We start from the raw sequence: 26,426 nt of genomic DNA, 5'->3' as shown, positions 1-26,426 counted from the left end.
GCTCATGCTCCGGTGGTGGCCAGCGCGGCCGCCCGGCCGCGCAGCTTCTGCTTGATGCGACCGATCTTGGTCGCGACGTTGGTTTCGCTGATGCCCAGCACCTCGGCGATCTCCGCGTAGCTGCGGTCCTCCAGGTAGAGCAGGATCAGCGCGCGGTTGAGGGCATCCAGCTCGCCGATGAAGGCGTAGAGGGCGGCGAGGCGTTCGTCCTCCTCGCGCTCACCCGGCGCATCGCCCACGGAATCCAGGTGGCGTTCTTCAAGCGACTCGACGCGGCCGGTCAGCAGTGCGCCGTCGCGCCGTCGGTAGGAGATCGCCACGTTGAGCGCGATCCGGTACATCCAGGTCGATGGTTTGGAGCGGCTCGCATCGTAGCGGCCGAACGAGCGCCACAGCTGCACGCGGATCTCCTGCGCCAGGTCCAGTCGGTCCTCGCGGTCGCGGGCATAGACCGCCGCCACCTTGAGAATGATTCCGCGGTGCTCGTGCAGCAGCGCCTCGAACGACGGCTGGTGGCTGGGCTTGCTCATGCGAAGGCCTGTTCCCTGGTTGCCAGCATGATTCGCACGGCGGCGAAAAAAATCACAGCCGGTCGCAGCCTCGCCGGCAGATGGCCGGGCCGGCCCCTACAATCGGGCGATCTCTTTCCCGAGGATGCCGTCCCGATGCGACCCCTGCGCGTCAAACGCTTCGTACTCACCGGCCTGCTGACCTTCCTGCCGCTGTGGGTGACCTGGCTGGTGTTCAAGTTCGTGTTCGGCGTGCTGGCCGGACTGGGCGCGCCGATGGCCACGCTGGTGCGCCGCGCGCTGGGCCTGGCCGCGCCGGACGCCGCCACCGCACTCGATCACGGCTGGACGCTGGCGTTGATGGCGCTGGTGCTCACGGTGCTGGCGCTGTACCTGCTCGGCTGGGTGGCCACCCGCGTCGTCGGCAAGCGCGTCCTCGACGGCTTCGACAACCTGCTGGCGCGCATCCCGCTGGTGCAGACCATCTACGGCGGCACCAAGAAGCTGATGACGGTGCTGCAGCAGAAGCCGTCGGGCGTGCAGCGCGTGGTGCTGATCGACTTCCCGCGCCCCGGCATGAAGGTGGCCGGCTTCGTCACCCGGGTGATGACCGAAGAAGGCAGCGGTCGCGAGATGGCCGCGGTGTACATCCCCACCACGCCCAACCCCACCGGCGGCTACCTGGTGGTGGTGCCGGTGGACGAACTCACGCCGACCGACTGGACGATGGACCAGGCGATGGCCTTCATCATCTCCGGCGGCGCCGTCGCCCCCGACACACTCCCCGCCAGCCGCGCCCTTCCCCTGTAGGAGCGCGCCCTGTGCGTGATGCCTTTTGCCACGTGGCGGAATGCACTCGCGCACAGAGCCCGCCCCGAACCCGATCCACGGGTGCGCTCCCACGATCCCGCCTCATGACCAGGACACCGTCACCCGCATGCGCCGCCTGATCCTCGCCTGCCTGATCGGCCTGACCGCCCTCGGCGCCCACGCCGCCGACTGGACCACGCCCGCCGAAGCGACCCACTTCCGCACCACGCCCAGCTATGCCGACACGCTCGCCTACCTGCAGCGGCTGCAGCGTGCCGCGCCGGACAAGCTCAAGCTGGTCACCTTCGGCACCACGCCCGAGGGCCGGCCGATGACGGCGGTGATCGCCAGCGGCGATGGCACCTTCAGTCCCGATGCGGCACGCGCTGCGCACAAACCCGTCGTGCTGCTGCAGGCCGGCATCCATCCGGGCGAGATCGAGGGCAAGGACGCCGGCCTGATGCTGCTGCGGGACATCGCCGTCACCGGCAAGTGGCCGCACCTGCTCGACCATGCGGTGCTGGTATTCATCCCGGTGTTCAGCGTCGACGGCCATGAGAACAGCTCGCCTTATCACCGCATCAACCAGAACGGCCCCGAGCGCCAGGGCTTCCGCGGCCAGTCGCAGTACCTCAACCTCAACCGCGACTACATCAAGGCCGACGCGCCGGAGATGCGCGCATGGCTGAAGCTCTGGCAGCGCTGGCTGCCGGACTTCCTGATCGACGTGCACACCACCGACGGCGCGGACTACCCCTACGACCTCACCTGGTACACCGAAGACCCGCACAAGCTCGACCCCGGCTTGGCCGCCTGGCAGCAGGCACTGATGGCCGCGGCGATTCCGGCCTACGAAAAGCGCGGCCACCTCGCCTCGATCTATCTGGAGTTCAAGGACGGGCGCGATCCGCGCAAGGGCATCGTCAACTTCGGCTCCGGGCCGCGCTTTTCCACCGGCTACGCCGCCCTGCAGAATCGGCCCGCGCTGCTGATCGAGACGCACATGCTCAAGCCGTACGCGGTGCGCGTGCGCGCCACCTACGACCTGGTGCGCCAGCTGCTGGCGCAGATCGACGCGGCGCCGGCGCCGCTGCTGGCGACCAACGCCACCGCCGACGCGCGCGTGATCGCGCGCGCCAGCCAGCCCGGCGCGCAGGTGCCGATCACCTTCAAGGCCTCGCCGGATTCCACGCCGTACGAGCTGAAGGGCTACGCCTTCACGCTCACCCACAGCGACATCTCCGGCGCCGACTGGATCCGCTACGACCCGCACACGCCGCGCACTTACCGCATCCCGAACTGGAACGAGCTGCTGCCGGACATCTCCATCGCGCCGCCGGCAGCCTACGTGGTGCCGGCACCGTGGACCGGAGTGATCGATCGCCTCGCCGCCCACGGCATCGCCATGCAGCGCATCGACCACGCCGTCACCGTCCACGCGGGCGGCTACCAGCTCGACCATCCGCGCTGGGCCGACGCGCCGTTCGAGGGCCAGGTGATGCTGCGCGACGTCGCCGTCACGCCGGTCACGCGCGAGGTCGCCCTGCCACCGGGCTCGGTAATCGTGCTGATGGACCAGCGCGCCGCCAACGTCGCCATCGCCCTGCTCGAACCGCAGGCACCCGATTCGCTGCTGGCCTGGGGCGACCTCGATGCGATCTTCGAGCCGAAGGAATACGGTGAGCCCCGCGTGCTGGAGCAGCTCGCCCGCGACATGCTGGCGAAGGATCCGGCGCTGAAGGCCGACTTCCAGCACCGCCTGGCCAGCGACGCCGCCTTTGCCGCCAGTCCGCGCGCGCGGCTGGAGTACTTCTTCGAGCGCTCGCCCTGGTACACCAGCCAGGCCGTGGGCGCCTACCCGATCCTGCGGCTGGATGCCGCGCAACTGCGCGCCCTTGCGGCCCCCGACGGCGCGAGGCCGCCCGCCCCTACCCCTGACCTTTGACACTGTCTGACCCATGACTCTTGACCTAGCGTGAAAAGTCATGACTGCCGCCCGGGGGGGCCGGTCAGTGCCTGCACGGCGCGCCTTGCCTGCGGGTCACCTTTCGACTGAGGGACATCCATGACCAAGCCGTACATGAAACCGCTGGTGCTCGGCGTCAGCCTCGCGCTCTCGCTCGCCGCCTGCGGCAAGCACGACGACACCGCCCCGGCGCCGGCACCGGCCAAGGCCACCACGGCGGCATCGGTGGCCGCCGCCGCGCCGACCGCGCCCAAGAGCGTGTTCGACGTCAGCGAGCTGGGCCAGCCGAATCTGGCCTGCCAGGATTTCAACAGCTTCGTCAACGCCAAGTGGGTTGCCGCCAACCCGATTCCGGATGACCAGACCTCGTGGGGCTCGTTCAACGTGCTCTACGAGAAGAGCCTCGCCAACCAGCACGACCTGGTGGACGCCGCGGACAAGGGCGCTGACAGCGCCAAGTCCGGCTCGATCGAGCAGAAGATCGGCTGGCTGTACCACTCCTCGATGGACATGGACGCGCGCAACAAGGCCGGCTTCGACCCGCTCAAGCCCGACCTGGCCGGCATCGACGCGCTGAAGTCGAACAAGGACCTGCCCGGCTGGCTCGGCCAGTCCTTCGCCAAGGGCGATGGCGCGGTATTCCGCTTCGGCTCGGGTGCGGACTTCAAGGACGCCAAGATGCAGATCGCCTACGGCCGCCAGAGCGGCCTGGGCCTGCCCACGCCGGACTACTACAGCGATCCCAAGCAGAAGGATCTGCGCGACGCCTACGTGAAGTACCTCGCCAAGCTGTTCGAGCTCACCGGCTCCAGCGCCGCCGACGCCAGCAAGCAGGCCGCGCTGGCAATGAAGTTCGAGACCGACTTGGCGAAACACTCGGTGCCCCGCGTGGAGATGCGCAAGCCGGAAAACCAGTACCACTTCGTGAGCGTGGCCGAGGCCGACAAGATCACTCCGCACTTCGACTGGAACGCGTTCTTCAAGGCGCAGGGCGTCACCGTCGACAAGGGCTTCTCGCTGTCGCAGCCGAAGTTCTTCGCCGAGTTCGACCAGCTGCTGGCCAAGGCGCCGCTGGACGAGTGGAAGGCCTACCTCAAGGCACGGATGATCTCGAGCGCCGCGCCGGCGCTGTCGGAGCCGTTCGTGGATGCGCAGTTCGACTTCTACGGCAAGACCCTGCGCGGCCAGCCCAAGCAGCAGCCGCAGTGGAAGCGCTCGCTCAACGCCGTGAACGGCGCGATGGGCGAGGCGCTGGGCCAGCTTTACGTGGCCAAGTACTTCTCGCCCGAGGCCAAGGCCCGCGCGCAGGAGCTGGTGGACAACGTGCGCAATGCGCTCAAGGCGCGCATCGAAAACCTCGACTGGATGAGCGACACCACCAAGCAGAAGGCGCTCGACAAGTGGTCGAAGTTCCTGCCCAAGATCGGTTATCCCGACAACTGGCGCAGCTGGGACGGCCTGGCCATCGGCAAGGACGGCTACTACGCCAACATGCAGGCGGCGTCGAAGTTCAACTACGACTACGAGATCGCCAAGATCGGCAAGCCGACCGACCGCAAGGAGTGGGGCATGACCCCGCAGACGGTCAACGCGTACTACAACCCCACCGACAACACGATCAACTTCCCGGCCGCGATCCTGCAGCCGCCGTTCTTCGACGCCACCGCCGATGACGCGATCAACTACGGCGGCATCGGCGCGGTGATCGGTCACGAGGCCAGCCACGGCTTCGACGACCAGGGCAGCCAGTTCGACGGCGACGGCAACAACGAGAACTGGTGGACCAAGGACGACCGCGCCAAGTTCGACGCCCGCACCGACAAGCTGGTCGAGCAGTTCAACGGCTATGCGCCGATCGTCGATCACCCCGAGCTGCACGTGAACGGCAAGCTGACCCTGGGCGAGAACATCGCCGACCTGGGCGGCCTCAACATCGCCTACGACGCCCTGCAGGCGGCGCTGAAGAAGCACCCCGAGGAGGCCACCGCCAAGATCGACGGCTACACCGCCGACCAGCGCTTCTTCCTCAACTGGGCGCGCGTGTGGCGCGGCAACATCCGCGACAAGGCGCAGATGGTGTACCTCAACGCTGATCCGCATTCGCCGGAGAAATTCCGCGCCATCGGCGCGCCGTCGAACATGCCGGCCTTCGCCGCCGCGTTCCAGTGCCAGCCGACCGATCCGATGGTCCGCCCGGCCGACAAGCAGGTGAAGATCTGGTAAGCGCCCTCGACGGCCGGATCGCCCAGCGTGGCGATCCGGCCGCCGCCTTTTTCCACCCGTCGTCCGCCCGCGTGGCGGCTTCCGTTCCATCAGAGAGATATCCATGACCAAAAACTACATGAAGCCCCTGGCGCTCGGCGTCAGCCTCGCGCTCTCGCTCGCCGCCTGCGGCAAGCAGGAACAGGCCGCCGCTCCGGCTGCCGCTCCGGCCAAGGCCGGCACCGCCGCCACCGCGGCTGCCGCGCCGGCACCCAAGAGCGTGTTCGACGTGAGCGACATCGATACCAGCATCAACGCGTGCCAGGACTTCAACGGCTTCGTCAACGCCAAGTGGGTCGCCGCCAACCCGATCCCGAACGATCGCAGCCGCTGGGGCGCGTTCGACAAGCTGGCCGAGGACAGCCTCAACACCCAGCACACCATCGTCGAGAACGCCGCCAAGAACGCCGCCAGCGCGCCGGCCGGCTCGATCGAGCAGAAGATCGGCTACCTGTACCAGTCCGGCATGGATGAGGCCGCCCGCGAGAAGGCCGGCTTCGACCCGATCAAGCCCAAGCTCGACGCGATCGCCGCGCTGAAGAACGGCACCGACGTGGCCAACTACCTGGTCAAGAGCTTCGCCGATGGCGACCAGCAGGTGTTCTCGTTCGGCTCGGGCGCCGACTTCCAGCACGCCGACATGCAGATCGGCTACACCTTCCAGAGCGGCCTGGGCCTGCCGACCAAGGATTACTACCTCGATCCGAAGCACGCCGACGAGCGCAAGGCCTACCTCGACTACATCGCCAAGACGCTCGAGCTCACCGGCGTGTCCGCCGATGACGCGAAGAAGCAGGCCGACCAGGTGATGGCGTTCGAGACCGAGCTGGCCAAGGCCTCGCTGGCCCCGGTGGAGCTGCGCGACCCGAAGGCCCAGTACCACTTCGTCAGCGTCAAGGACGCCGACAAGGTCACCCCGCACTTCAACTGGGAGAACTTCTTCAAGGCGCAGGACGTCACCATCGACAAGGGCTTCTCGCTGTCGCAGCCGAAGTTCTTCGCCGAGTTCGACAAGCTGCTGGCCAAGGCTCCCGTGAGCCAGTGGCAGGCCTACCTGCGCTTCCACGTGGCCGACGACGCCTCGCCGTACCTGACCAAGGCGTTCGCGGACAACAAGTTCGATTTCTACGGCAAGACCCTCTCCGGCCAGCCGGAGCAGAAGCCGCTGTGGAAGCGCGTGCTCGGCACCGTCAACGGCGGCATGGGCATGGCGCTGGGCGAGCTGTACGTCAAGCAGGAGTTCACGCCCGAGGCCAAGGCCCGCGCGCAGGAGCTGGTCGACAACGTGCGCAACGCCCTCAAGGCGCGCATCGAGAACCTCGACTGGATGAGCGCCGAGACCAAGGAAAAGGCGATCGCCAAGTGGAACACCTTCCTGCCCAAGATCGGCTACCCCGACAAGTGGCGCGACTGGTCCGGCCTCAGCATCACCCCGGACAACTTCTACGCCAACGTGATGGCCGCCGGTAAGTACAACTACCGCTACGACGTGGACAAGATCGGCAAGCCGACCGACCGCAAGGAGTGGGGCATGACCCCGCAGACGGTCAACGCGTACTACAACCCGACCGACAACACGATCAACTTCCCGGCCGCGATCCTGCAGCCGCCGTTCTTCGACGCCACTGCCGACGACGCGATCAACTACGGCGGCATCGGCGCGGTGATCGGCCACGAGGCCAGCCACGGCTTCGATGACGAGGGCAGCCAGTTCGACGGCGACGGCAACAACAAGAACTGGTGGACCAAGGAAGACCGCGCCAAGTTCGACGCCCGCACCGACAAGCTGGTCGCGCAGTTCAACGCGTACACGCCGATCAAGGACAAGCCGGACGCACACGTCAACGGCAAGCTGACCCTGGGCGAAAACATCGCCGATCTGGGCGGCACCGCCGTGGCCTACGACGCACTGCAGGTCGCGCTGAAGAACCATCCGGAAGAAGCCGGCAAGAAGATCGACGGCTACACCCAGGACCAGCGTTTCTTCCTCAACTGGGCGCGCGTGTGGCGCGGCAGCATCCGCGAGAAGCAGGCGCTGCTGCAGCTCAACACCGATCCGCACGCACCGGCCTCGCTGCGCGCGATCGGTGCCCCGTCGAACATGCCGGCCTTCGCGGCGGCGTTCCAGTGCAAGCCGGGCGACGCGATGGTGCGCACCGGCGATCAGCAGGTGAAGATCTGGTAAGGCGATAGCGCTGACGACACCGCCCTCGGGCGGTGTCGGATGCCCGAAGCCCCGTACGCGAGTGCGGGGTTTTTTTGTGCCCGCCGCGACGCTCGTGTTGCAAATCATTCTCATTTGAGTACCATGGCGACTCCGCGCCCAGCCCGCTCCCGTCGCCAGCGCACCACCCGTTTTCCGCCTCCCTCCGCACGGCCAGCCGGCCGCGCGGAACGGTGCCGGCCGGCCTGCGCAGCGGCCGCCTGCATCCCCGGCGGCAGACCGTTGCAGCAAGGAATCCGCATGGCTTTCATCACGTCGCGCAAGCACGCCCTTCCCACCACCGCCGCCCTGCTCACCGGGCTGGCACTCGCCCCCTCCCTCGTCATGGCAACCGACGTGGAAACCACTGCCCAGGTCAGCCAGGCACGCAGCCTGCCGGGCCTGAAGGTGGAGGCGAACCGCGGCCCGGATTACCGCGTCGACGAACTGTCCTCGCCCAAGTACACCCAGCCGCTGCTGGATACCGCGCAGACCGTGCAGGTGATCGGTCGCGACCTGATCGAGCAGCAGGGCGCCACCACGCTCACCGAGGCGCTGCGCAACAGCCCGGGCGTGGGCACCTTCTACGCCGGCGAGAACGGCACCACCACCACCGGTGACGGCATCACCATGCGCGGCTTCGACACCTCCGGCAGCATCTTCGTCGACGGCGTGCGCGACCTCGGCTCCTACTCGCGCGACGTGTTCAACCTCGAACAGATCGAGGTCACCAAAGGTCCGGACGGCACCACCTACGGCCGCACCGCGCCCACCGGCGCGATCAACCTGGTCAGCAAGCAGCCGATGGCGAGCGATGCGCTGTCCGGCTCCATCGCCTACGGCAGCGCCACCCAGCGCCGCGCCACGGCCGACTGGAACGAGACGCTGTCGCCCACTGCCGCCTTCCGGCTCGACGTGCTGGGCCAGGACAGCGGCGTGCCCGGCCGCGACGACGTGCGCAACAAGCGCTGGGGCGTGGCTCCCTCGCTGGCGTTCGGCCTGAAGACGGCCACGCGGGTCTATCTCGATGCGCTGCACGTCACCCAGCACAACCGTCCTGATGGCGGCGTCCCCACCATCGGCCTGCCCGGCTACGGCACGCCCGACCCGACGCGCCCTTTCCTGGACGACGCCGCGCCGGTCGACCCGTCGAACTTCTACGGCACCCTGGGCGATCACGATGACGTGCGCTCGGACATGCTCACCGCCATCGTGCAACATGACTTCTCGCCCGACGTCACTTTGCAGAACACCGCACGCTGGGCGCGCACCCACCAGGACTACCAACTGATCTCCTACCGCACGACCGCGGCCAACCTGCTCACGCCTGAGCCCTCCGATCCGACCACCTGGACGATCACCCGCGACCTGCCCACGTTCAAGGACCAGACCAACCGCATCCTCACCAACCAGACCAATCTGCGCGTACATGCCGAAGGCCGCCACGTCGACCACGACCTGAGCCTGGGCGTGGAACTGACGCGCGAGGAAGCTGGCGCGATCGGCCAGGCCGCACTGGGCGGCAGCAAGCTCCCCGCGGCAAACCTGTATGCGCCCGATGCCGACGTCGGCGGCTTGCTGGTGGGTCGCACCGGCGCGCGCAGTCGCGGCGTCACCCGCACGGCGGCGGTGTACGCCTTCGACACACTGAGCTTCGGCGAACGCTGGAAGATCAATGCCGGCGCACGTTTCGACCACTACACCACCGACTTCGAAAGCACCGTGCTGTGCGGCGCACGCAACGCGCCGGCCTGCGGCAACCTGCCGGCCGCCACGCCGGTGACAGGGCTGGACACGCGCACCTCCGGCAACCTCCCCAACTACAAGCTCGGCGTGCTGTACAAGCCGGCGGCGAACGGCAGCATCTACGTCAACGTCGCGCAATCGCAGGAGCCGCCGGGCGGCAATACGCTCACCCTGAGCAGCGCGGCGAACAGCGCGGACAACCCCAGCCTCGACCCGCAGAAGGCCCGCACGGTGGAAGTGGGCAGCAAGTGGGACGTGCTCGCCGGCAAGCTGCTGCTCACCGGCGCGCTCTATCGCACCACCGTCAGCAACGAGCTGGTGCAGGATCCGGTGGACCAGCAGTACTACCAGATCGGCCGCAAGCGCGTGCAGGGCGTTGAACTGGGCGCGGTCGGCCGGCTCACCGAGCACTGGGCGATCAGCGCCGGCTTCACCACGATGGATGCCACCGTGCTCAAGGGCGCCGTGGTGAGCAGCGACGGCTCGCGCGATCTCGCCTACACCCCGAAGCAGGCCTTCACCAGCTGGACCACCTACCGCTGGACCTCCGGCCTCACCCTCGGCGGCGGCGCGCGCTACGTGGGCGGGCTCAAGCGCGGCACCGATGGCGCCATCGGCACGCCGACCTCCACCGAGGCGTACTGGGTGTTCGATGCCGTGGCCAGCCTGCCGGTGAACCAGCACCTGAGCGTGCAGCTCAACCTGTACAACCTGTTCGACAAGCGCTACGTGGCCGCGATCAACAAGAGCGGCTATCGCTACACGCCCGGCACGCCGCGATCGGCGATGCTCACCGCCAACTTCCGCTTCTGACCGGACCGAGAACCATGCTGCTGCACCTCCCCGCCGTGCTGGATCCTGCCGAGCTGACCCAGGTGCGACGGGCGCTGGACGACGCCGACTGGACCGACGGCCGCGAGACGGTGGGCGCGCAGGGCCGCGAAGTGAAGCGCAACCGGCAACTGCCGGACGCCTCGGCGCTGCGCCACGCACTCGCTGCGCAGGTGCAGTCGGCGCTGGCGCGGCATCCGCTGTTTCACGCCGCCACGCTGCCGTTGCGCATGCTGCCGCCGCGCTTCAACCGCTACGAGGGCGGCGGCGAATACGGTTTCCATGTCGACGGCGCAGTGATGGCGTTGCCCGATGGCAACCAGCTGCGCAGCGACATCGCCGGCACGCTATTCCTCGCCGATCCGGCCAGCTACGACGGCGGCGAGCTGATCGTCAGCGACACCTACGGCGAGCACGCGGTGAAGCTGCCGGCCGGCGACCTTGTGGTCTATCCGGCCAACAGCCTGCATCGGGTCGCACCGGTGACGAGCGGCGCGCGGGTGGCGGCGTTCTTCTGGGTGCAGAGCCTGGTGCGCGACGAGCGCCGCCGCCGCACGCTTTTCGAGCTCGACCAGGCGATCCAGGCGCTGCGTGCCAGCCGCGCCGATACGGCGGCGGTGCTGCAGCTCACCGGCGTCTACCACAACCTGCTGCGCGAATGGTCCGAGACCTGATTGTCGCTTGCTGTTCCCTGCGCGCGACAAGGGGCGGATAATCGTCGGCCTTTGTCACCACGCGGTTTCGCAATGTTCGTACCTGGTCAACGCTGGATCTCCACCGCCGAACCCGAACTGGGCCTGGGCACCGTGCTGCGCGTCGAGGGACGCGGCGTGCAGGTGCTGTTTGCCAAGGCCGGCGTACTGCGGCCCTACGCGATGGAATCGGCGCCGCTGGTGCGCGCCGAGTTCCGTCCCGGCCAGCGCATCGCCGGCAAGGGCATCTCTTTCCTGGTCGAGCGCGTGGACGTGCGCGAGGGCCTGTTCGTCTACCGCGGCGAAGGCCGCGAGATGGAAGAAGGCCAGCTCGACGACGAGCAGAGCGTGAGCCAGGCCGACGATCGGCTGATCGGCGGGCGCACCGATCCGGTGGCGCAGTTCGAGCTGCGCCTGGACGCCCTGCGTCGCCGCGCCGAGGCCCGTCGCTCGCCCACCTGGGGCCTCGCCGCCGCGCGCGTGGGCCTGGTGCCGCACCAGCTGCGCGTGGCCGGCATCGCCGCGGCGCGCCGTCCGCCGCGCGTGCTGCTGGCCGACGAAGTGGGCCTGGGCAAGACGATCGAAGCGGGCATGATCCTCGCCCGCCAGCTCGCCACCGGCCGCGCCACGCGCGCGCTGGTGTTGTTGCCGGACACGCTGGTGTATCAGTGGTTTGTCGAACTGATGCGCCGCTTCAACCTCAGCTTCGCGATCTACGACGAGGAGCGCTGCGAGGCGCTGGAACAGTCCGAGCCGGGCAGCAATCCGTTCGAGGACGAGCAGCTGGTGATTGCCGATTTCGGCTTCCTGGAGTCCTCGCCCAAGCGCGCGCAGCAGTTGCTCGATGCCGGCTGGGATCTGCTGGTGGTCGACGAGGCGCACCATCTGGAGTGGACACCGGAAGCGGCCAGCCCGCGCTACGCGCTGGTGGAAAAGCTCGCCGCACAGACGCCCGGAGTGATCCTGCTCACCGCCACGCCCGAGCAGCTCGGCCGCAGCGGCCACTTCGCCCGCCTGCGCCTGCTCGATCCGCAGCGCTACAGCGACCTGGATGCCTATCTCGCCGAGGCCGACACCTTCCAGGCGCTGTCGCAGGTGGCCGACCGCCTGCTGGAAAACCAGCCGCTCAGCGTGGACCAGCGCAGCATGCTGGCCGCCGCGCTGGCCGGCGACGCCGAGCTCACCGCGCAGCTGGCCGAGACGATCAAGCCCGAGCACGCGCGCGCCATCCTCGCCGCGCTGATCGACCGCCACGGCACCGGCCGGGCCATGTTCCGCAACCGGCGCGCCGGCATCGGTGGCTTTCCCAAGCGCGTGCCCGTGTGGCACCTGCTCGATCCGGATTTGCTGGACGACGGCGCGCGCCAGTCGTTGCTGGCCGAGTTCCACGCCGATATCCAGCAGCCCGCGCCAATCCTCGCGCTGGACTACAGTGAAGATGCACGCCTGCAGGCGCTGGTCGACCTGCTGGAGAAACACCCGCAGGACAAGTTCCTGCTGATCTGCCGCAGCCAGGCCAAGGTGCTGGCGCTGGAAGAGGCCCTGCGCACGCGCACCGGCGCCGGCCTGGCGCGCTTCCACGAAGGGCTGGGCATCATCCAGCGCGACCGCAACGCGGCGTTCTTCGCCCAGCCCGACGGTGCGCGCCTGCTGCTGTGCTCGGAGATCGGCTCGGAAGGACGCAATTTCCAGTTCGCCCACCGCCTGGTGCTGTGGGATCTGCCGCTGGATCCGGACCTGCTCGAACAGCGCATCGGCCGCCTCGACCGCATCGGCCAGCAGCACGACATCGCCATCCACATCCTCGCCGTCGAGGGCAGCGCGCAGCACGTGCTGGCGCGCTGGTACGACGAGGGCCTGGACGCGTTCCGCTCCAGCCCGGCCGACGGCCGCGAGCTGCTGCGCCGCTACGGCGAGCCGCTGGCCGAGCTGGCCAGCGAGCATGCCCGTAGTGCGGACGGCCGCGACCAGGAGCTGGACGTGCTGATCGCCGAGACGCACGCCACCCACGAGGAACTGGCCGAGCTGATCCGCGCCGGCCGCGACCACCTGCTGGAGCTGGCCGCCAGCCGCGACCTGCACGCCGAGGAGCTGAGTCAGGCGTTCCGCCGCGAGGATGTCGATCCCTCACGCGATGCCTTCGTGCAGCGCCTGCTGGAACAGTTCGGCATCCACGCCGAGGAGCTCGGGCCGAAGGTGCTGCTGCTCGATCCGCAATATCTCTCCACCGACGCCCTGCCCGGCTTCGCAGACGGCCCGGTGTCGGTCACTTTCGATCGCGACCTCGCGCTGGCCCGCGAGGAGCTGCCGCTGCTGCGGCTGGATCACCCGCTGGTGATGGGCGCGATGGATCTCACGCTCTCCGGCGAACAGGGCAACGCGGCCTTCATGGTCGACGACGTGCTCGGTCCGCGCAGCGCACTGCTGCAGGCGGTCTACCTGCTCGAATGCGTGGCCGACCGCGGACTCGATGCCGAGCGCTTTTTGCCCACGCTACCTATCGTCGTCACCATCGACACCAGGCTCGCCGAGCGCGACGACTTCCAGCCCAGCGAGATCGCGCTGCGCAAGGCGGCTGACCGCAGCATCGAGGTGGCGCGCTACCGCAAGTTCCTCAACAAGCTGGTACCGCCGATGCTGGAGAAGGCGGAAGCCGCTGCCGGCAGTCGTGCCGCCGAGCGCGTGACCGAAGCCACCGCGCTGGCTACCGAGACGCTTGATACCGAACTGGCTCGCCTGCACGCGCTGCGTGCGGTGAATCCGTCGATCAGCGCCGGCGAAATCGCCATAGTGCAGGCCGAGCGCGATGCGTTGCTGGAGGCCCTGCCCAAGTCGCGGCTGCGACTGGATGCGGTGCGCTTCGTGGTCAGCGCGGACTTCCTCGCGCTGCGCTGAGCGTTTGCGCCGATGCAAACAACAACGGCGGTCATCGGCCGCCGTTGTTGCTTTTGATCCAACGGGATGCGTGCCCATCACCGGCACACGCCACCCGTTTGCGCTGAGCGTCGCTTGCGCAGGCAAGCGAAGTCGAAACGCCTCTCGACGACATCCGTCGACCGCCGCCAAGAGTCGACGCTGACGCCCGCTATCGCCGAAGTCCGGGAGCTCACCGGCTCAGCAGTGCGCGGCGCGCGCGTCGCGCATCGTCCTAGCGCAGCAATCGTCGCCGCGGCTTGATCGGGAAGCGCCCGCGCCAGTACTGGATCAGCAGCCAGCCACCCAGCATGCCGCCCAGGTGCGCGAAGTGCGCCACTCCCGGCATCCAGCCGAACACGCCGGAAAGCAGTTCCAGCCCGCCGTAGAGGATCACGAACAGCCACGCCGGCATCGGGATCGGCAGCAGGATGAAGTACACCTTCTCGTGCGGATACATCATGCCGAACGCCAGCAGCAGTCCGAAGATCGCGCCGGAGGCACCCACCGTCGGCGTGTCGATGTCATGCAGGAACCAGCGCAGCACCACCAGCTGCAGCAACGAGGCCACCACCAGGCAGGTGAAGTAGTAGATCGTGTAGTGCCGCGCGCCGAACAGTCGCTCGATCTGTCCGCCGAACATGTACAGCGCCAGCATGTTGAAGGCGATGTGCGCGACGCCGCCGTGCATGAAGCCGTTGGTCACGATCTGCCACGGCTCGAACAATCCGCTGCCCAGCGGCCACAGCGCCAGCCAGCCGAGCAGGCCCGGCATCACTTGCTGCAGCAGGAACACCGCCACGTTGGCGATCAGCAGATTGCGGGTGACCGGCGGGAGGGAGATCGGCATGGATGTTCCTTGGGGGTGCGGGCGGCAGCGGCATCACAGACCGCGCGCCGTCCCGTCGGTTCGCGTGCAGGCGGCGCCCTGATCCGGTGCGCAGGCGGCGGTAATTACACCGCAAGCGGTGCGGGCTGCAGGATCTCGATCCAGTAGCCGTCCGGATCCTTGATGAAGGCGATGTGCTTCATGCGCCCATCGGCCAGGCGCTTCTGGAACGGCACGCCGAGCGCCTCGAAGCGCGCACAGGCGGCATGCACGTCCGGCACGGTCACGCACAGATGGCCAAAGCCGCGCGGCTCGCTGTTGCCGCTGTGGTAATGGAAGTCCGGCTGCTGCTCGGTGCCGTGGTTGTAGGTCAGCTCCAGCACGCCGGGCTGGCCCAGCACCCACTGCAGGCGCGCCGCGTCGTCCTCGGGAATCGCCTCGCGATCGGCGCGCAGCACCAGGTAGTAGATGGTGAATGCAGCCTCGGCGAACTCCTGCCGATGCACCGGCGTGAAGCCGAGCACGCGCGTGTAGAAATCCAGCGAGGCGGCGATGTCCTTCACGCGGATCATCGTGTGGTTGAACACGTAGCCGTGGGTGGCGGCCTCGGGTTCGGCGGTGACGCCGGGCAGGTTGAGCAGCGGGGCAAGCGGCATGGGCACTCCAAAAAAATCACGGGAACACGGCTGTTCGACATGGGGCCGTGGGCTGCCGCGCGCAACCGGCGGCGACACGTCGCGCACGGGCACACGGACAAAAAAAGGCCGCCCTGCGGCGGCCGTGTCGGATGTGTATGACGATCGCCAGCTCAGCCCTTGCCGGGGACCGGCTCGATCTGCGCGATCCCTTCCGGCCGCTTGGCGCCGGCGAAATGCCGCGCCCAGTAGGCGTCGGCCAGGTTGTCCACGCGCACGGTCTGACCGCGCGACGGCGAGTGGATGAACCGGCCGTTGTCGATGTAGATACCCACGTGCGAGATGCGCCCGCGACGGCCGGCCGTGCGGAAGAACACCAGGTCGCCCGGCTGCATGTCCTTGCGGTTCACCTTGAGGCCGGCGAGGAACTGCGCGGCCGAATTGGACGGCAGGTGCAGGCCGACCGCGTGGGCGAACACGTAGCGCACGAAGCCGCTGCAGTCGAAGCCGGTGGACGGATCGCGCCCGCCGCGCACGTAGCGGATGTGGCGCAGGGTCATCGCCAGGTCGACCAGCGTCTTGCGCAGATCGGTGACGGCATCGACCGGCGTCACCTGGGCCGGCGCGACCAACAGTGCCGACGGATCGGCCGGCAGCACGGACTGCGCCAGCGCATTGGCGGGACTCACCAGCGGGATGGCATCGGCAAGAGGGGCCGCCACGATGTTCATCGGCAGCTGGGCGGCGGGGGCTTCGTCGGCTTGCAGCGGGGCGGCAAACACGGCGATGGCCAGCGCGGCCAGCGCGGTCAATGACTTCAATGGCATGCGGGACGAACTCCCCTCACGAGCTTGGCGGGCTTGCAGAACCCTTCGCCAGCACGCCGGCGTCGGGACAACCCAGCGAAACTAGCAAAGGGATCCGGCGGGGTTGTTGGATCGGGGTTAAGTGAACCCTGATGGCCAGTATTGCGGGGGCGTCTCGTTCAGCCTTGCCCTGCGCAAACGTGATTCAGCTCACCGTCGCGGTCCGCATGCCGAAGATGGCGCTGCCGATGCGCACCTCGGTGGCGCCCTCGGCGATGGCCAGCGCGAAGTCACCGCTCATGCCCATCGACAGCCGCGGCAGTGCGTGGCCGTCCGCCGTCATGGCGTCGCGCAACTCGCGCAGCTGGCGGAAGCAGCGACGCACTTCGGCCGTGTCGTCGGTATGCGTGGCGATGGTCATCAGGCCCTGCACCCGCAGGGTGTCGAAGCGTCGCAGCTGCATGAGCAGCGGCGCGAGGTCGTCCGGCGACAGCCCGTGCTTGCTCTCTTCCGGCGACGTCTTGACCTGCAACAGCACATCGAGCGCGCGGCCTTCGATCTGCAGGCGATGGTCCAGCGCCTCGGCCAGCTCCACCCGGTCCAGCGTCTGCACCTCGTGGGCGAGACGGGCGACATCCTTCGCCTTGTTGGTCTGCAGCGGGCCGATGATCACCCACTCGATGCCGCAATCGGCCAGTAGCGGCGCCTTCTCGCGCACTTCCTGCACGCGGTTCTCGCCGAAACGGTGCAGCCCCAGCGCGGCCGCCGCGCGCACCACCTCGGCGCCGAAGGTCTTGCTGACCGGCAGGATGGCAACCTCGGACGGCTCACGCCCGGCGTCGCGGCAGGCCTGGGCGACGCGTGCGCGGACAGCGGTCCAGTTGGCGCTGAGGTAGGAGTAGTCCATGGATATGCGGCTCTTCGCTCTGGCCTCCTCTCCCCGATGGCGAGAGGAAGCCGAGGGCTCAGCCCTTGGCTCCCAGCGCGTAATGCTTCGCCACCACCTCGGCCACCACCATCGACACCTTCTTGCCGGTGGGGATGTGCAGGAACTCGTTCGGGCCGTGCGCATTGGAATGCGGGCCGAGCACGCCAGTGATCAGGAACTGCGCCTGCGGAAACTTCTCGCCCAGCATGCCCATGAAGGGAATCGAGCCGCCCTCGCCCATGTACGCCGCCGGCGCGCCGAAATAGTGCTCGGAGGCCTCCTTCACCGCCTCGGCCAGCCACGGCGAGAGCTGCGGCGCGTTCCAGCCGCTGCCGTCCTTCTCCACCTTGAAGCTCACCTTGGCGCCATACGGAGGGTCCTTCTCCAGCAGCTGCTTGACGAACTCGCCGGCGCGGGAGCCATTCAAGGTCGGCGGCACGCGCAGGCTCAGCTTCACGGCTGTCTGCGGGCGCAGCACGTTGCCCGCGCTCTCCAGCGCCGGCATGCCACCGGCGCCGGTCACCGCCAGCTGGGGCCGCCAGGTGCGGTTGAGCACCAGCTCGACCAGGTCGTCGGTGACCGGCCGCATGCCTTCCACGAACGGGAACTTGTCGTAGATCGCCGTGCCCAGCACCTCGGTGGAGGCCTTGGCCTGCGCAATGCGCTCGGCGGGGATGTCCACGTACAGCTCCTGCGGCAGGATCTTGCCGGTAGCCGGGTCCTCCAGCCGCGACAGCAGCTCGCGCAGGATGCGGAAGCTCGACGGCACCACGCCGGAGGCATCGCCCGAGTGCACGCCCTCCTCCAGCACCTGCACGGTCAGCTCGCCGCCGGTCATGCCGCGCAGCGAGGTGGTGAGCCACAGCTGGTCGTAGTTGCCGCAGCCCGAATCCAGGCAGACCACCAGCGACGGGTTGCCGATGCGCTCGGCGAGGTGGTCCACGTAGTACGGCAGGTCGTAGCTGCCGGACTCCTCGCAGGCCTCGATCAGGATCACGCAACGGCTGTGCGCGATGCCCTGCTCACGCAGCGCCAGCAGCGCGGCGAGCGAGCCAAAGATCGCGTAGCCGTCGTCGGCGCCGCCCCGGCCATACAGCTTGTCGCCCTTGATCACCGGCTTCCACGGGCCGAGGTCGTCGGCCCAGCCAGTCATCTCCGGCTGCTTGTCCAGATGGCCGTAGAGCACGACGGTGTCGTCGCCCTCGCCCGGCACCTCGATGTAGATCAGCGGGGTGCGCCCTTCCAGCCGCACCACCTCCAGCGTGGCACCGGGGAACGCGGCCAGCTTGCCGTTGGCCCAGGTCGACATGAGCTCGACGGCCTGGTCCATGTAGCCGTGGGCGACCCAGTCCTTGTCGAACATCGGCGACTTGTTGGGAATGCGGATGTACTCCACCAGCTGCGGCACGATCTCGTCGTCCCACAGTCCGCTGACGAATCGGGAAAGGCGGGTGGTATCCATCGGCAACTCCACGCATATAGCAAAGTGCGTCATTGTATCAGCGCCCTCCCCGACGCCCGCCGCACCTGACGCCGCAGTCAGCGCATGCGTACAGCCGCACCTGCCCGGATGACGCAGCACGCAAGGCCTGCACCGGCAGCCGCCGGGCGACGCGCGAGGGCACAGTGACCGGGCCAATCACGGCTCCAGTCATGCATCACGGAGGATCGCCATGCTTCGTTCCCTGTTCGCCGCCGCGCTCGCGTTCGCCATCGCCCTGCCCGCGTTCGCCGCCACTCCCGTCAACATCAACAAGGCCGATGCGGCCACCATTGCCAATTCGCTCGATGGCGTGGGCGAGGCCAAGGCCAAGGCGATCGTCGCCTGGCGCGACGCGCACGGCCCGTTCAAGACGCTGGACGATCTGGCACAGGTCAAGGGCATGGGCCCGGCCACACTCAAGCGCAACAGCGAGGCCATCCAGTTCAGCGGCAATGCCGCCGGCGCATCGGCCAAGGCGCCGAAGGCCGCCAAAGCCAAGACCAAGAGCAAGGCCGCGGCCGGCGCCAAGTAACCCCCAAAGGACTCCCCAACCCACGGATGGGGCGGCGTTGCGGGCCCCTCATGGCCCGCAACGCTTGCGCTACACTCCGGCGCGCCCGATCCGGGCCCAGCTCGCCGCGCCTGCCATGATTCTTCCGCGTTACCGCATCGCCGCCTCCACCATCGGCGGTGCCGGCCAGGGCCTGTTTCTCGACGAGGCCGTCCGCGCCGGCAGCATCATCACCGCCCCGGACGCGATCGAGCGCACCTGTCGCCACGACGAACTGACCAGCTCGCCGGAACTGGCGCCCCTGCGCTACGCCAGCGCCCGCTGGTTCGAAGATCGTTACACCGTCTCGCCCGACTGGCCCGACGAGTGCTACGTCAACCACAGCTTTTCACCCACCGGCCTGTGGCACCTGGGCTTCATCTTCGCGCTCGCCGACCTGCCGGCCGGCACCGAAGTCACGGTCGACTACCGCCACCTGCTGCCGCCCGGCGAAGCGGAGGATTTTGTCGATTCGGCCACCGGTGAGACAATCACGGGCTTCGCCTGGGAGGACGCCCTGGCCTCAAGTACCCTCGCGCTCAGCCGATTGCTGGATAGCCGTCGCTGATTACCGAATGGCCATGTCCCAGATTCCCACCATCGAAACGGCCCGCCTGCGCCTCACCGCGCTCACCGAGCGACACTTCAACGACTACGCCGCGATGCTGGCCGACCCGGAAAGCACCCGCTGGATCGGCGACGGCCAGCCGCTGGATCGCACCAATGCATGGCGCTCGCTGGCGATGCTGCTGGGCCACTGGCAGCTGCGCGGCTGCGGCATGTGGGCGCTGGAGCGCAAGGACACCGGCGAATTCATCGGCCGCGCCGGCCTGATGTTTCCCGAAGGCTGGCCGGATCTGGAGCTCGGCTGGATGCTCAAGCCCGAACATCGCCACCAAGGCTACGCCACCGAGGCCGGAGCAGCGGTGCTGGACTTCGCCTGGCACACCATGCACGCGCAGCGCGTGATCAGCCTCGTGCGTATCGGCAACGAGGCCTCCGACCGCGTGGCCGAGCGACTGGGCGGCGAGCACGTGGACAACATGGATTTCTACGGCTGCAACACGCACCTGTTCGCCTACTACCCGCCGATCCGCGAGCCGCGCCGCGCCTGGGCATGAGCGTCGGGCCGATACCGGTCGATGCATGGCCTGACGGCCCGACGACAAGCGCGGGCGGGGCATCCCACCCACTGCTCGGCACCGTCACCGGCGAGCCGCCGCAAGACACCGATGACTGGCACTGGCAACTCGCCCTGCACACGCTGGCAGCGGGCGCCGAACTCCCCGCCGGCCCCGGGGAACCGGGCCAGATCACGCCGCTCGATGCGCCGCTGCAACTGCACCAGCACGACGGCCACTCCCGCGCGCTGCTGCGCCTGCAGGTTGCGCGCGGGCCGTTTACCGGCCGCGCCCTGCCCGCCGAAGCCACCCGCGTGGTCAGCCTGCACCTCCGCGAGGGCGTGGCGGCCGAGCTGATCGCCCGACCGCTGCAAGGCCCCATGCTGCTTCCCGCCGGCGCCCGCTGGATGGCGTGGCTGCTGGCCGGGCGGGCCGAGGTTCAATGGGGTGACGCGCGCTGGCCACTGCCGGTCGACCGGCCGATGTGGCTGCCCGACGACGACGCGCGCCGGCTGCGCATCGACGGCGGCGGTGAAGTGTTGCTGCTGAAGATCGACGCGCGCGGCGTCGATCCACTGACCCTCGATACGCTCGGCTGACGACGCCGGCGCGGTGCACCGGCGTCGTCGTGCAATGCCTCAGAGCGCCGGCGGCAGCCCTCCGCCACGACGGGCCGGCAGCAGCGATCCAGCCACGCGAGCCAGCGCGAACACGCGCGCGGCGTGCATCCAGCCAGTGACCGCCACGGCGAACTGGCTGATCAGCAGCGCCAGCACGAAACCGCCCGCGCCCAGTGCCGGCGTGCGCACGCGCCACATGCCCAGCGCCAGCGCGATGGCCAGGCCGATCGCGCTGATCAGCACATAGCTCAGCAAGGTGCTCAGCGGGCGGCGCAGCACCTGCATCACGCCGCGGCCCAGTGCGCGCGTGGCCGAACGCAGACCCACGTCGGCGACGAACGCCGCCCGCGAGGACTCCACCACCGCCTGCGCCAGCACGAACAACGCGCCCAGCACCCACAGCGCGGCGTGCTGCGCCACCTGCGCCTGCGATTCCAGCGTGGCGACATCGGCCTGCTTGCGCGCCACCGACATCGCCATCCCGCCCAAGCCGATCATCACCGCATACGGCAGCACCGACCACAGCATCAGACGGAACATCCGCCCGTACTCGATCAGGCCGCTCTGCAGCAGGTGACCGAATCCGAGCGATCGACCGGCGCGTCCGGCCGCCACCACCATGCCGTGCAGCAGCGGCAGCAGGACCACGGTGACCACCAGGCCGGCGAGGCCGGCCCCGCTCAGCCAGCCGCTGTTCTGCGCCAGCTGCATGATCACGTCGCCGAACATCATGGCGTGGAAGGATTGCGCCCACGCCGCGGCATGCACGGAGTGATCGAGCAGGCCGCCCAGCGATTTCCACAGCGGCAGGCTGACCACCGCCGTGGGCAGCAGCAGCACCACCACCCACAGCAGCAGCAGGCGCCACTGCATGGCGGCGAACGGAGCGGTGACGAGCGAGCCGAGGTCCACCCGGCGCGAATTCATCCTGGCCATCAGAGGGTCCCCAGCAAGGAATAAAGGTTCTGCAGCAACGCGGCCGCATCGGCCGCCCAGCGGCGGGCGGCGCTGCCGTCCGGCTTGCTGGCGTAGCTGTCGTTGAGCTTGTTCGCGTCCAGGTACACCGTCTGCGCCGGATCGAGCTCGGCGGACACCACCTTGGACGGCTTGGTCACCACGAAGCGCACCCAGCGGCGGTCATCGTTCCAGCGCAGGTCCTCGTGGCCGCCGTCGGCATAGGTGAGGCGCAGCGTCTGCGGCGCGCCGGCGCCGTAACGGCGCACCGTGACGGTGCTGCGCCAGGGGAACGGACCCTCACCGGGCCTGGCCTTGGGGTGCGCCTTCTTCCAGTCGGCGCGCTGCTTGTCGAGCTGCTTGTCCAGTGCCGCGGTATCGAGCTCGCTGCGCTGGCCGTCCTTGAGGAAGGTGCCGGCCTGCGGCGTCACCTCTTCGGTGTCGATCGCGGTGACCGCGTCATCCACCCAGGCCGTGCCGTAGGCCACCTGGTCGAACACCTGGTTGACCACGTCGGGCTTGCCGGAGACGTCGATCAGCGTGGCGCGCAGATCGGCCACCGACGGATGACGGAAGCGCCAGCGCTTGTAGTACTCGGCAAAGCCCTTCTCCATCACGTCCTTGCCCAGCCGCTCCTCCAGGTCGTGCATCGCCGTGGCGGTGCGCGAGTAAACAGTGCCGTAGCTGGACGAGGACAGGCGATCCCACGCGTTCTCGCCGATCGGGTCGGCCGGCTGGCGCAGCCCCGCGGTAAGACGCTCCTGAGTGAAGCCGTCCATCGAGGGCGTCACGCCCAGCCAGTTCATGAAGGGCGTGGACAGGTCGATGCCCTGTTTGCGCTCGCGCAGCATGCGCTGGTCCCAGTACTCGTTGAGGCCCTCATCCAGCATCGGCTCCTCGAACTCGTTCGAGGCGAGCAAACCGTAGAAATAGCCGTGGCCGAACTCGTGGATGGTCACGAAATCGATCATGTACTGACTGATCGTGCCGGGCTCGACGTCGCTGAAGCCGTCGGCGGTGAAGAACGTGGGGTACTCCATGCCGCCGGCCTCGCCGGCGTTGTACGGCGGCACCACGGCGGTGAGCGTCCGATACGGATACGCGCCCAGCGTCCTGGAGAAATAGCCCAGCGAATCGATGCTGGCCTTCAGCACCAGCTGCGCGCTGGCCACGTATTCGGGCGGGTAGATCACCCGCACCGCCACCTTCGGGCTGCCGGGCCCTTCGTACGTGCCGTCCAGCGTCTTGTAACCCTTGGCCGCCACCCAGGCGAAGTCGTGCACGTCGCCCTGCACGAAGTGCCAGGTGGTCTTGCCGCCGTCGCTCTGCGGCTGGCCCTGCAGCTCGCCCACCGCGCCGACGGTGTAGTCCGAGGGCACCGTGAGCTTGACGTCATACAGGCCGAAGTCCGCGTAGAACTCGCTGTTGAAGTGGAACTCGTGGCAGTTCCAGCGCACCTCGGTGGCGCCACGTTCGCCCGGCAGCTCCAGCACGCCGATCTTCGGGAACCACTGCGCCACCAGGTTGAAGTCGCCGAACCAGCCGGTGCGCTCCACCACCCGCGGCAGCTGGCTCAGGAAGTCGATATCCAGCGTCAGCGTGCCGCCGGCCGGCACCGGCTGAGCCAGATCGATGCGCACCACGCTGCGATCGGTGGCCGGGCCGTGATCCGGCTGCACGAAGGTGTACTTCAGGTCGGTGTCGGCCTGGCGCACGCTGTTGAGGTCGATCCAGCCCCACTGCCCCTTTTCCAGGCTGGCGTTGCCGCGCCCCCTGCCGTGCGCGGTGAGTACCCCGCGCTCGGTGAAGAAGGTGCTGCCCTGGTTGGCGAACGCATTGAGGTACAGGTGCATGTAGATGCTGCGCACCTCGCGGTCGCTGCGGTTGCGCCACTGCAGCTGCTCGGTGCCGTGCACCGCATGCTTGGCGGCATCCAGCTCGGCCTCGATACGGTAGCTCACCACCCGGTCGGACAGTGTCGGCTCGCTACCGCTGCGTTCGCCGCCCCAGGCGCCGGGCGCGCTTGGCACGCTCACCGCTGCCGCATCGGGAGCGGCCAGCGGAATGGGTGCATCGGGTACCGACGCCGCTGGCGCCGGTGCGGTCGTGCTGGCGGCGGCCGGTGCGGGTGCGGACACCGCGGCCTGCTGGGCAAGCGCACCGAGTGGCCACGCCAGCAGGAACAGCAAGGCGGGCAGCAGCCCGCCGGATCGCTTCGAAGACGCCATGATTCCCCCTGTGGTCAGGCAATGCGCCAGACTGGGGCAAGCCCGGGACAGCGACAAGACCCCCTGTCAAAAGTCACGAAGGCGTCGTGAAAGGTGCAAGATGTTTCGATGCAACTTTGCCCGCCCGGGATCGGTCTGAGCGCGTTCAGCCCCACCCGGCGTCACCCTTGCCCCCTTCCTGCCGTGCCTCCATGCGCATCCTGATTGCCGAAGACGACCCCGCCATCGCCGCCGCCATCACCGCATCGCTGCGCCAGGGGGGACATGCGGTCGACCATGTCACCAGCGGGGCGCAGGCCGATGCCGCACTGCGCGATACCGCACACGACCTGCTGGTGCTCGACCTGGGCCTGCCCGCACTCGACGGCAGCGAGGTGCTGCATCGCCTGCGCCAGCGTGGCTCGGGCGTGCCGGTGCTGGTGATCACCGCCCGCGAGGGGCTCACCGAGCGCGTGCGGGTGCTCGATCTGGGCGCCGACGACTACCTCGTCAAGCCGTTCGCACTGGCCGAATTCGAGGCCCGCGTGCGCGCGCTGCTGCGCCGCTCCGCCACCAAGGGCGCCACCGAACTGCGCATCGGCCGGTTGCGGCTGGACGTGCCCGGGCATCGCGCCTGGGTGGACGAGCAGCCGCTGGAACTGACCGCCCGCGAGTTCGGCCTGCTCGAAGCGCTGGCCAGCCGGCCCGACCGCATCACCAATCGCGCCCAACTGGTCGAAGCGCTGTGCAACTGGGACCAGGAGCTCACCGACAACGGCCTGGACATCGCCATCCACCGCCTGCGCCGCAAGCTGCACGGCAGCGGCGCCAACGTGCGCACGGTGCGCGGGTTGGGCTACCTGCTGGAGGAAAGCGCGGATGCATGAGTCGCGCGCCCACCGCCGCCCCAGCCTGCGGCGGCGCCTGCTGCTGCTCCTGCTGCTGCCGATGCTGCTGTTGCTGCTGATCGATGCCGTGGTGACCTACGGCGTGGCGCTGAACTACTCCAACGAGGTGCACGACGCCGACCTCGCCGACGACGTGCGCACGCTGGCGCAGATGTTCCGCTCCGGCAAGGTCTCAGGCGATCTGCCGGCCGAGGCGCGCTTCCTCATCGAATACGACCCGGACAGCCACAACTACTACAGCGTGCGCAGCAGCCGTCGGGGCCTGCTCAGCGGCAACGGCACGTTTCCGGAGCCGCCTGCTCCGGCGCCGGACGCGGCGCCGGAGCTGTTCTATTCGCGCCTGTCCGGCCGCACCCTGCGCGCCGCCTCGCTCAGCCTGCGCGCGCCGGACGATCCGGGCGACGTGCTCACCGTGACCATCGCCGAGACCCTGCACGACCGCCAGCAGCGCGCGCGCGAGATCCTGCTGCTGGCCGTGCCGATGCAGACCATCCTGATCCTGGGCGCGCTCTCGCTGATGTGGCTGGGCATCAATCGCGGCCTGCGCATCCTGCAACCGCTGACCGACCGCCTCGCCGCCCGCGAGCACGAGCTGGAACCGATCACCGGCGAGGACGTGCCGGTGGAGATCCTGCCGCTCACGCGCACCATCGACGGCCTGTTCGAGCGCCTGCGCGCCATGCTCTCGCTGCAGGAGCGCTTCATCGCCGATGCCGCGCACCAGTTGCGCACGCCGCTGGCCGGCCTGCGCCTGCACGTGGATCGCGCCCGTGCCGCGCACGATGCGGCCACCGTCCACGATGCGCTGGATCACATCGACCAGCTCACCCAGCGCACCGCCCGCACCTCCACCCAGCTGCTCGCGCTGACGCGGGCGCAGAGCCCGTGGACCGAACGCTCGTCGCACGTGCCGGTGGATCTGGCGCGGCAGATCCCACAGGCGGTGGGCCAGCGCGTCCCCGAGGCGATCCGCGCCCACATCGACCTCGGCTACCACGGGCCCGCCGGTCCGGTGTGGGTGCTCGGCGACGCCCCTGCCCTGCAGGAGCTGCTGGACAACCTGATCGACAACGCGCTGCGCTACGCCGGCCGCGGCGCGCGCGCCACCGTCACGCTGCTGCCGCTGCCCGACGGCGGCGTGCTGCTGCAAGTGGAAGACACCGGTCCCGGCGTCTCGGCCGAAGCACTGGAACGGCTGGGCGAGCGGTTTTTCCGCGCGCCCGACGCACCGGCCGGCGGCACGGGTTTGGGGCTGGCGATCGTGCAGCAGATCGCGCACCGGCACGGCGCCCAGGTCGCTTTCGGCAACGCGCCCGAAGGCGGCCTGCGGATCAGCGTACAGTTTCCGGCACCGGCGAAAAGTTGATGAAACCCTCGGCGTGGAAACTTTCGACATGACGCCCCTCCCCGCTTGTCTGCCCCACCTGTCGCGCCACCGCGGCGTCCGTTCTAC

At 68.7% G+C, this 26,426-nt stretch carries 21 protein-coding genes; 13 read left to right on the top strand and 8 right to left on the bottom strand.

All coding sequences use genetic code 11. The features are described 5' to 3' along the window. Positions 1 to 2: 2 nt before the first annotated feature. A complete protein-coding gene (locus ISP17_RS06340) occupies positions 3 to 530 on the bottom strand; it encodes an RNA polymerase sigma factor (RefSeq protein ID WP_404631128.1) in 528 nt (175 codons plus the stop codon). A 135-nt stretch (positions 531 to 665) separates the two neighbouring features. On the opposite strand from ISP17_RS06340, the gene ISP17_RS06335 reads away from it, so the two are divergent. The 7 genes from ISP17_RS06335 to rapA all read left to right on the top strand — a co-directional run bounded on the left by ISP17_RS06335 (position 666) and on the right by rapA (position 13,914). Next, a complete protein-coding gene (locus ISP17_RS06335) occupies positions 666 to 1,319 on the top strand; it encodes a DUF502 domain-containing protein (RefSeq protein ID WP_404631126.1) in 654 nt (217 codons plus the stop codon). A 127-nt stretch (positions 1,320 to 1,446) separates the two neighbouring features. Next, the gene (locus tag ISP17_RS06330; RefSeq protein WP_404631124.1) at positions 1,447 to 3,264 is read left to right on the top strand and encodes a M14 family metallopeptidase; all 1,818 of its coding nucleotides are present in this window, start codon (positions 1,447 to 1,449) and stop codon (positions 3,262 to 3,264) included. Between the two features lie 120 nt (positions 3,265 to 3,384). After that, complete coding sequence (locus ISP17_RS06325) at positions 3,385 to 5,508, top strand: M13 family metallopeptidase (RefSeq protein WP_404631122.1); 2,124 nt, start codon at positions 3,385 to 3,387, stop codon at positions 5,506 to 5,508. A gap of 103 nt (positions 5,509 to 5,611) precedes the next feature. Continuing rightward, complete coding sequence (locus ISP17_RS06320; protein WP_404631120.1) at positions 5,612 to 7,732, top strand: M13 family metallopeptidase; 2,121 nt, start codon at positions 5,612 to 5,614, stop codon at positions 7,730 to 7,732. Positions 7,733 to 8,011: 279 nt separating this feature from the next. Next, positions 8,012 to 10,309, top strand: coding sequence for a catecholate siderophore receptor Fiu (locus tag ISP17_RS06315; protein WP_404631118.1), 2,298 nt, complete (start codon positions 8,012 to 8,014; stop codon positions 10,307 to 10,309). Positions 10,310 to 10,323: 14 nt separating this feature from the next. Continuing rightward, positions 10,324 to 11,001 carry a Fe2+-dependent dioxygenase gene (locus ISP17_RS06310; protein ID WP_404631116.1) on the top strand — a complete coding sequence of 226 codons (678 nt, stop codon included), beginning with the start codon at positions 10,324 to 10,326 and terminating at the stop codon, positions 10,999 to 11,001. A 72-nt stretch (positions 11,002 to 11,073) separates the two neighbouring features. Beyond that, complete coding sequence (gene rapA / locus ISP17_RS06305; protein ID WP_404631114.1) at positions 11,074 to 13,914, top strand: RNA polymerase-associated protein RapA; 2,841 nt, start codon at positions 11,074 to 11,076, stop codon at positions 13,912 to 13,914. A 253-nt stretch (positions 13,915 to 14,167) separates the two neighbouring features. Here the strand turns inward: rapA and ISP17_RS06300 are convergent, their stop codons facing one another. The 5 genes from ISP17_RS06300 to ISP17_RS06280 all read right to left on the bottom strand — a co-directional run bounded on the left by ISP17_RS06300 (position 14,168) and on the right by ISP17_RS06280 (position 18,592). Beyond that, positions 14,168 to 14,782, bottom strand: a complete 615-nt coding sequence (locus ISP17_RS06300; protein ID WP_404631112.1) for a rhomboid family intramembrane serine protease — start codon at positions 14,780 to 14,782, stop codon at positions 14,168 to 14,170. Positions 14,783 to 14,886: 104 nt separating this feature from the next. Next, positions 14,887 to 15,417 (bottom strand): lactoylglutathione lyase, encoded by a 531-nt coding sequence (gloA, locus tag ISP17_RS06295; RefSeq protein WP_404631110.1) that lies wholly within the window; start codon positions 15,415 to 15,417, stop codon positions 14,887 to 14,889. A 152-nt stretch (positions 15,418 to 15,569) separates the two neighbouring features. Continuing rightward, on the bottom strand, positions 15,570 to 16,223 hold the full coding sequence (locus ISP17_RS06290; protein WP_404631108.1) for a C40 family peptidase: 654 nt from the start codon (positions 16,221 to 16,223) through the stop codon (positions 15,570 to 15,572). A gap of 184 nt (positions 16,224 to 16,407) precedes the next feature. Then, complete coding sequence (locus tag ISP17_RS06285; protein WP_404631106.1) at positions 16,408 to 17,109, bottom strand: YggS family pyridoxal phosphate-dependent enzyme; 702 nt, start codon at positions 17,107 to 17,109, stop codon at positions 16,408 to 16,410. Positions 17,110 to 17,167: 58 nt separating this feature from the next. Next, a complete protein-coding gene (locus ISP17_RS06280) occupies positions 17,168 to 18,592 on the bottom strand; it encodes a M20 family metallopeptidase (RefSeq protein WP_404631104.1) in 1,425 nt (474 codons plus the stop codon). 211 nt (positions 18,593 to 18,803) lie between these two features. On the opposite strand from ISP17_RS06280, the gene ISP17_RS06275 reads away from it, so the two are divergent. The 4 genes from ISP17_RS06275 (at position 18,804) to ISP17_RS06260 (ending at position 20,883) form a co-directional block, all read left to right on the top strand. After that, positions 18,804 to 19,145 (top strand): ComEA family DNA-binding protein, encoded by a 342-nt coding sequence (locus tag ISP17_RS06275; protein ID WP_404631102.1) that lies wholly within the window; start codon positions 18,804 to 18,806, stop codon positions 19,143 to 19,145. A gap of 115 nt (positions 19,146 to 19,260) precedes the next feature. Continuing rightward, positions 19,261 to 19,731: an SET domain-containing protein-lysine N-methyltransferase gene (locus ISP17_RS06270; protein WP_404631100.1), complete on the top strand. Its 471-nt coding sequence runs from the start codon at positions 19,261 to 19,263 to the stop codon at positions 19,729 to 19,731. A gap of 13 nt (positions 19,732 to 19,744) precedes the next feature. Then, positions 19,745 to 20,284 carry a GNAT family N-acetyltransferase gene (locus ISP17_RS06265; RefSeq protein ID WP_404631097.1) on the top strand — a complete coding sequence of 180 codons (540 nt, stop codon included), beginning with the start codon at positions 19,745 to 19,747 and terminating at the stop codon, positions 20,282 to 20,284. Further along, positions 20,281 to 20,883, top strand: a complete 603-nt coding sequence (locus ISP17_RS06260) for a hypothetical protein (protein ID WP_404631095.1) — start codon at positions 20,281 to 20,283, stop codon at positions 20,881 to 20,883. Before ISP17_RS06265 ends, ISP17_RS06260 begins: the two co-directional genes overlap by 4 nt. A gap of 39 nt (positions 20,884 to 20,922) precedes the next feature. Here ISP17_RS06260 and ISP17_RS06255 read toward each other — a convergent pair whose 3' ends face one another. Next, the gene (locus tag ISP17_RS06255) at positions 20,923 to 21,840 is read right to left on the bottom strand and encodes a hypothetical protein (RefSeq protein ID WP_404631093.1); all 918 of its coding nucleotides are present in this window, start codon (positions 21,838 to 21,840) and stop codon (positions 20,923 to 20,925) included. Continuing rightward, positions 21,840 to 24,086: a M1 family metallopeptidase gene (locus ISP17_RS06250; protein WP_404631091.1), complete on the bottom strand. Its 2,247-nt coding sequence runs from the start codon at positions 24,084 to 24,086 to the stop codon at positions 21,840 to 21,842. The genes ISP17_RS06255 and ISP17_RS06250 overlap by 1 nt, the downstream gene beginning before the upstream one ends. A 191-nt stretch (positions 24,087 to 24,277) precedes the next feature. Between ISP17_RS06250 and ISP17_RS06245 the strand changes: the two genes are divergently transcribed. Both ISP17_RS06245 and ISP17_RS06240 read left to right on the top strand, forming a co-directional pair. After that, positions 24,278 to 24,952 (top strand): response regulator, encoded by a 675-nt coding sequence (locus ISP17_RS06245; RefSeq protein WP_404631089.1) that lies wholly within the window; start codon positions 24,278 to 24,280, stop codon positions 24,950 to 24,952. Beyond that, positions 24,945 to 26,339, top strand: coding sequence for a sensor histidine kinase (locus tag ISP17_RS06240; protein WP_404631087.1), 1,395 nt, complete (start codon positions 24,945 to 24,947; stop codon positions 26,337 to 26,339). Before ISP17_RS06245 ends, ISP17_RS06240 begins: the two co-directional genes overlap by 8 nt. Positions 26,340 to 26,426: the final 87 nt, after the last annotated feature.

This window comes from Dyella ginsengisoli (assembly GCF_044904665.1).
Lineage (GTDB): Bacteria > Pseudomonadota > Gammaproteobacteria > Xanthomonadales > Rhodanobacteraceae > Dyella_A > Dyella_A ginsengisoli.
This window is presented reverse-complemented; position numbering and strand designations above follow the sequence as displayed.

What these genes read in the sequence shown, in the direction of transcription:
- ISP17_RS06275 (WP_404631102.1), top strand. Translation starts at nt 18,804, where the DNA reads ATGCTTCGTTCCCTGTTCGCCGCCGCGCTCGCGTTCGCCATCGCCCTG.
- ISP17_RS06315 (WP_404631118.1), top strand. Translation starts at nt 8,012, where the DNA reads ATGGCTTTCATCACGTCGCGCAAGCACGCCCTTCCCACCACCGCCGCC.
- gloA (WP_404631110.1), bottom strand. Translation starts at nt 15,417, where the DNA reads ATGCCGCTTGCCCCGCTGCTCAACCTGCCCGGCGTCACCGCCGAACCC.
- rapA (WP_404631114.1), top strand. Translation starts at nt 11,074, where the DNA reads ATGTTCGTACCTGGTCAACGCTGGATCTCCACCGCCGAACCCGAACTG.
- ISP17_RS06320 (WP_404631120.1), top strand. Translation starts at nt 5,612, where the DNA reads ATGACCAAAAACTACATGAAGCCCCTGGCGCTCGGCGTCAGCCTCGCG.
- ISP17_RS06330 (WP_404631124.1), top strand. Translation starts at nt 1,447, where the DNA reads ATGCGCCGCCTGATCCTCGCCTGCCTGATCGGCCTGACCGCCCTCGGC.
- ISP17_RS06240 (WP_404631087.1), top strand. Translation starts at nt 24,945, where the DNA reads ATGCATGAGTCGCGCGCCCACCGCCGCCCCAGCCTGCGGCGGCGCCTG.
- ISP17_RS06260 (WP_404631095.1), top strand. Translation starts at nt 20,281, where the DNA reads ATGAGCGTCGGGCCGATACCGGTCGATGCATGGCCTGACGGCCCGACG.
- ISP17_RS06265 (WP_404631097.1), top strand. Translation starts at nt 19,745, where the DNA reads ATGTCCCAGATTCCCACCATCGAAACGGCCCGCCTGCGCCTCACCGCG.
- ISP17_RS06310 (WP_404631116.1), top strand. Translation starts at nt 10,324, where the DNA reads ATGCTGCTGCACCTCCCCGCCGTGCTGGATCCTGCCGAGCTGACCCAG.
- ISP17_RS06340 (WP_404631128.1), bottom strand. Translation starts at nt 530, where the DNA reads ATGAGCAAGCCCAGCCACCAGCCGTCGTTCGAGGCGCTGCTGCACGAG.
- ISP17_RS06290 (WP_404631108.1), bottom strand. Translation starts at nt 16,223, where the DNA reads ATGCCATTGAAGTCATTGACCGCGCTGGCCGCGCTGGCCATCGCCGTG.
- ISP17_RS06300 (WP_404631112.1), bottom strand. Translation starts at nt 14,782, where the DNA reads ATGCCGATCTCCCTCCCGCCGGTCACCCGCAATCTGCTGATCGCCAAC.
- ISP17_RS06280 (WP_404631104.1), bottom strand. Translation starts at nt 18,592, where the DNA reads ATGGATACCACCCGCCTTTCCCGATTCGTCAGCGGACTGTGGGACGAC.
- ISP17_RS06285 (WP_404631106.1), bottom strand. Translation starts at nt 17,109, where the DNA reads ATGGACTACTCCTACCTCAGCGCCAACTGGACCGCTGTCCGCGCACGC.
- ISP17_RS06250 (WP_404631091.1), bottom strand. Translation starts at nt 24,086, where the DNA reads ATGGCGTCTTCGAAGCGATCCGGCGGGCTGCTGCCCGCCTTGCTGTTC.
- ISP17_RS06245 (WP_404631089.1), top strand. Translation starts at nt 24,278, where the DNA reads ATGCGCATCCTGATTGCCGAAGACGACCCCGCCATCGCCGCCGCCATC.
- ISP17_RS06335 (WP_404631126.1), top strand. Translation starts at nt 666, where the DNA reads ATGCGACCCCTGCGCGTCAAACGCTTCGTACTCACCGGCCTGCTGACC.
- ISP17_RS06270 (WP_404631100.1), top strand. Translation starts at nt 19,261, where the DNA reads ATGATTCTTCCGCGTTACCGCATCGCCGCCTCCACCATCGGCGGTGCC.
- ISP17_RS06255 (WP_404631093.1), bottom strand. Translation starts at nt 21,840, where the DNA reads ATGGCCAGGATGAATTCGCGCCGGGTGGACCTCGGCTCGCTCGTCACC.
- ISP17_RS06325 (WP_404631122.1), top strand. Translation starts at nt 3,385, where the DNA reads ATGACCAAGCCGTACATGAAACCGCTGGTGCTCGGCGTCAGCCTCGCG.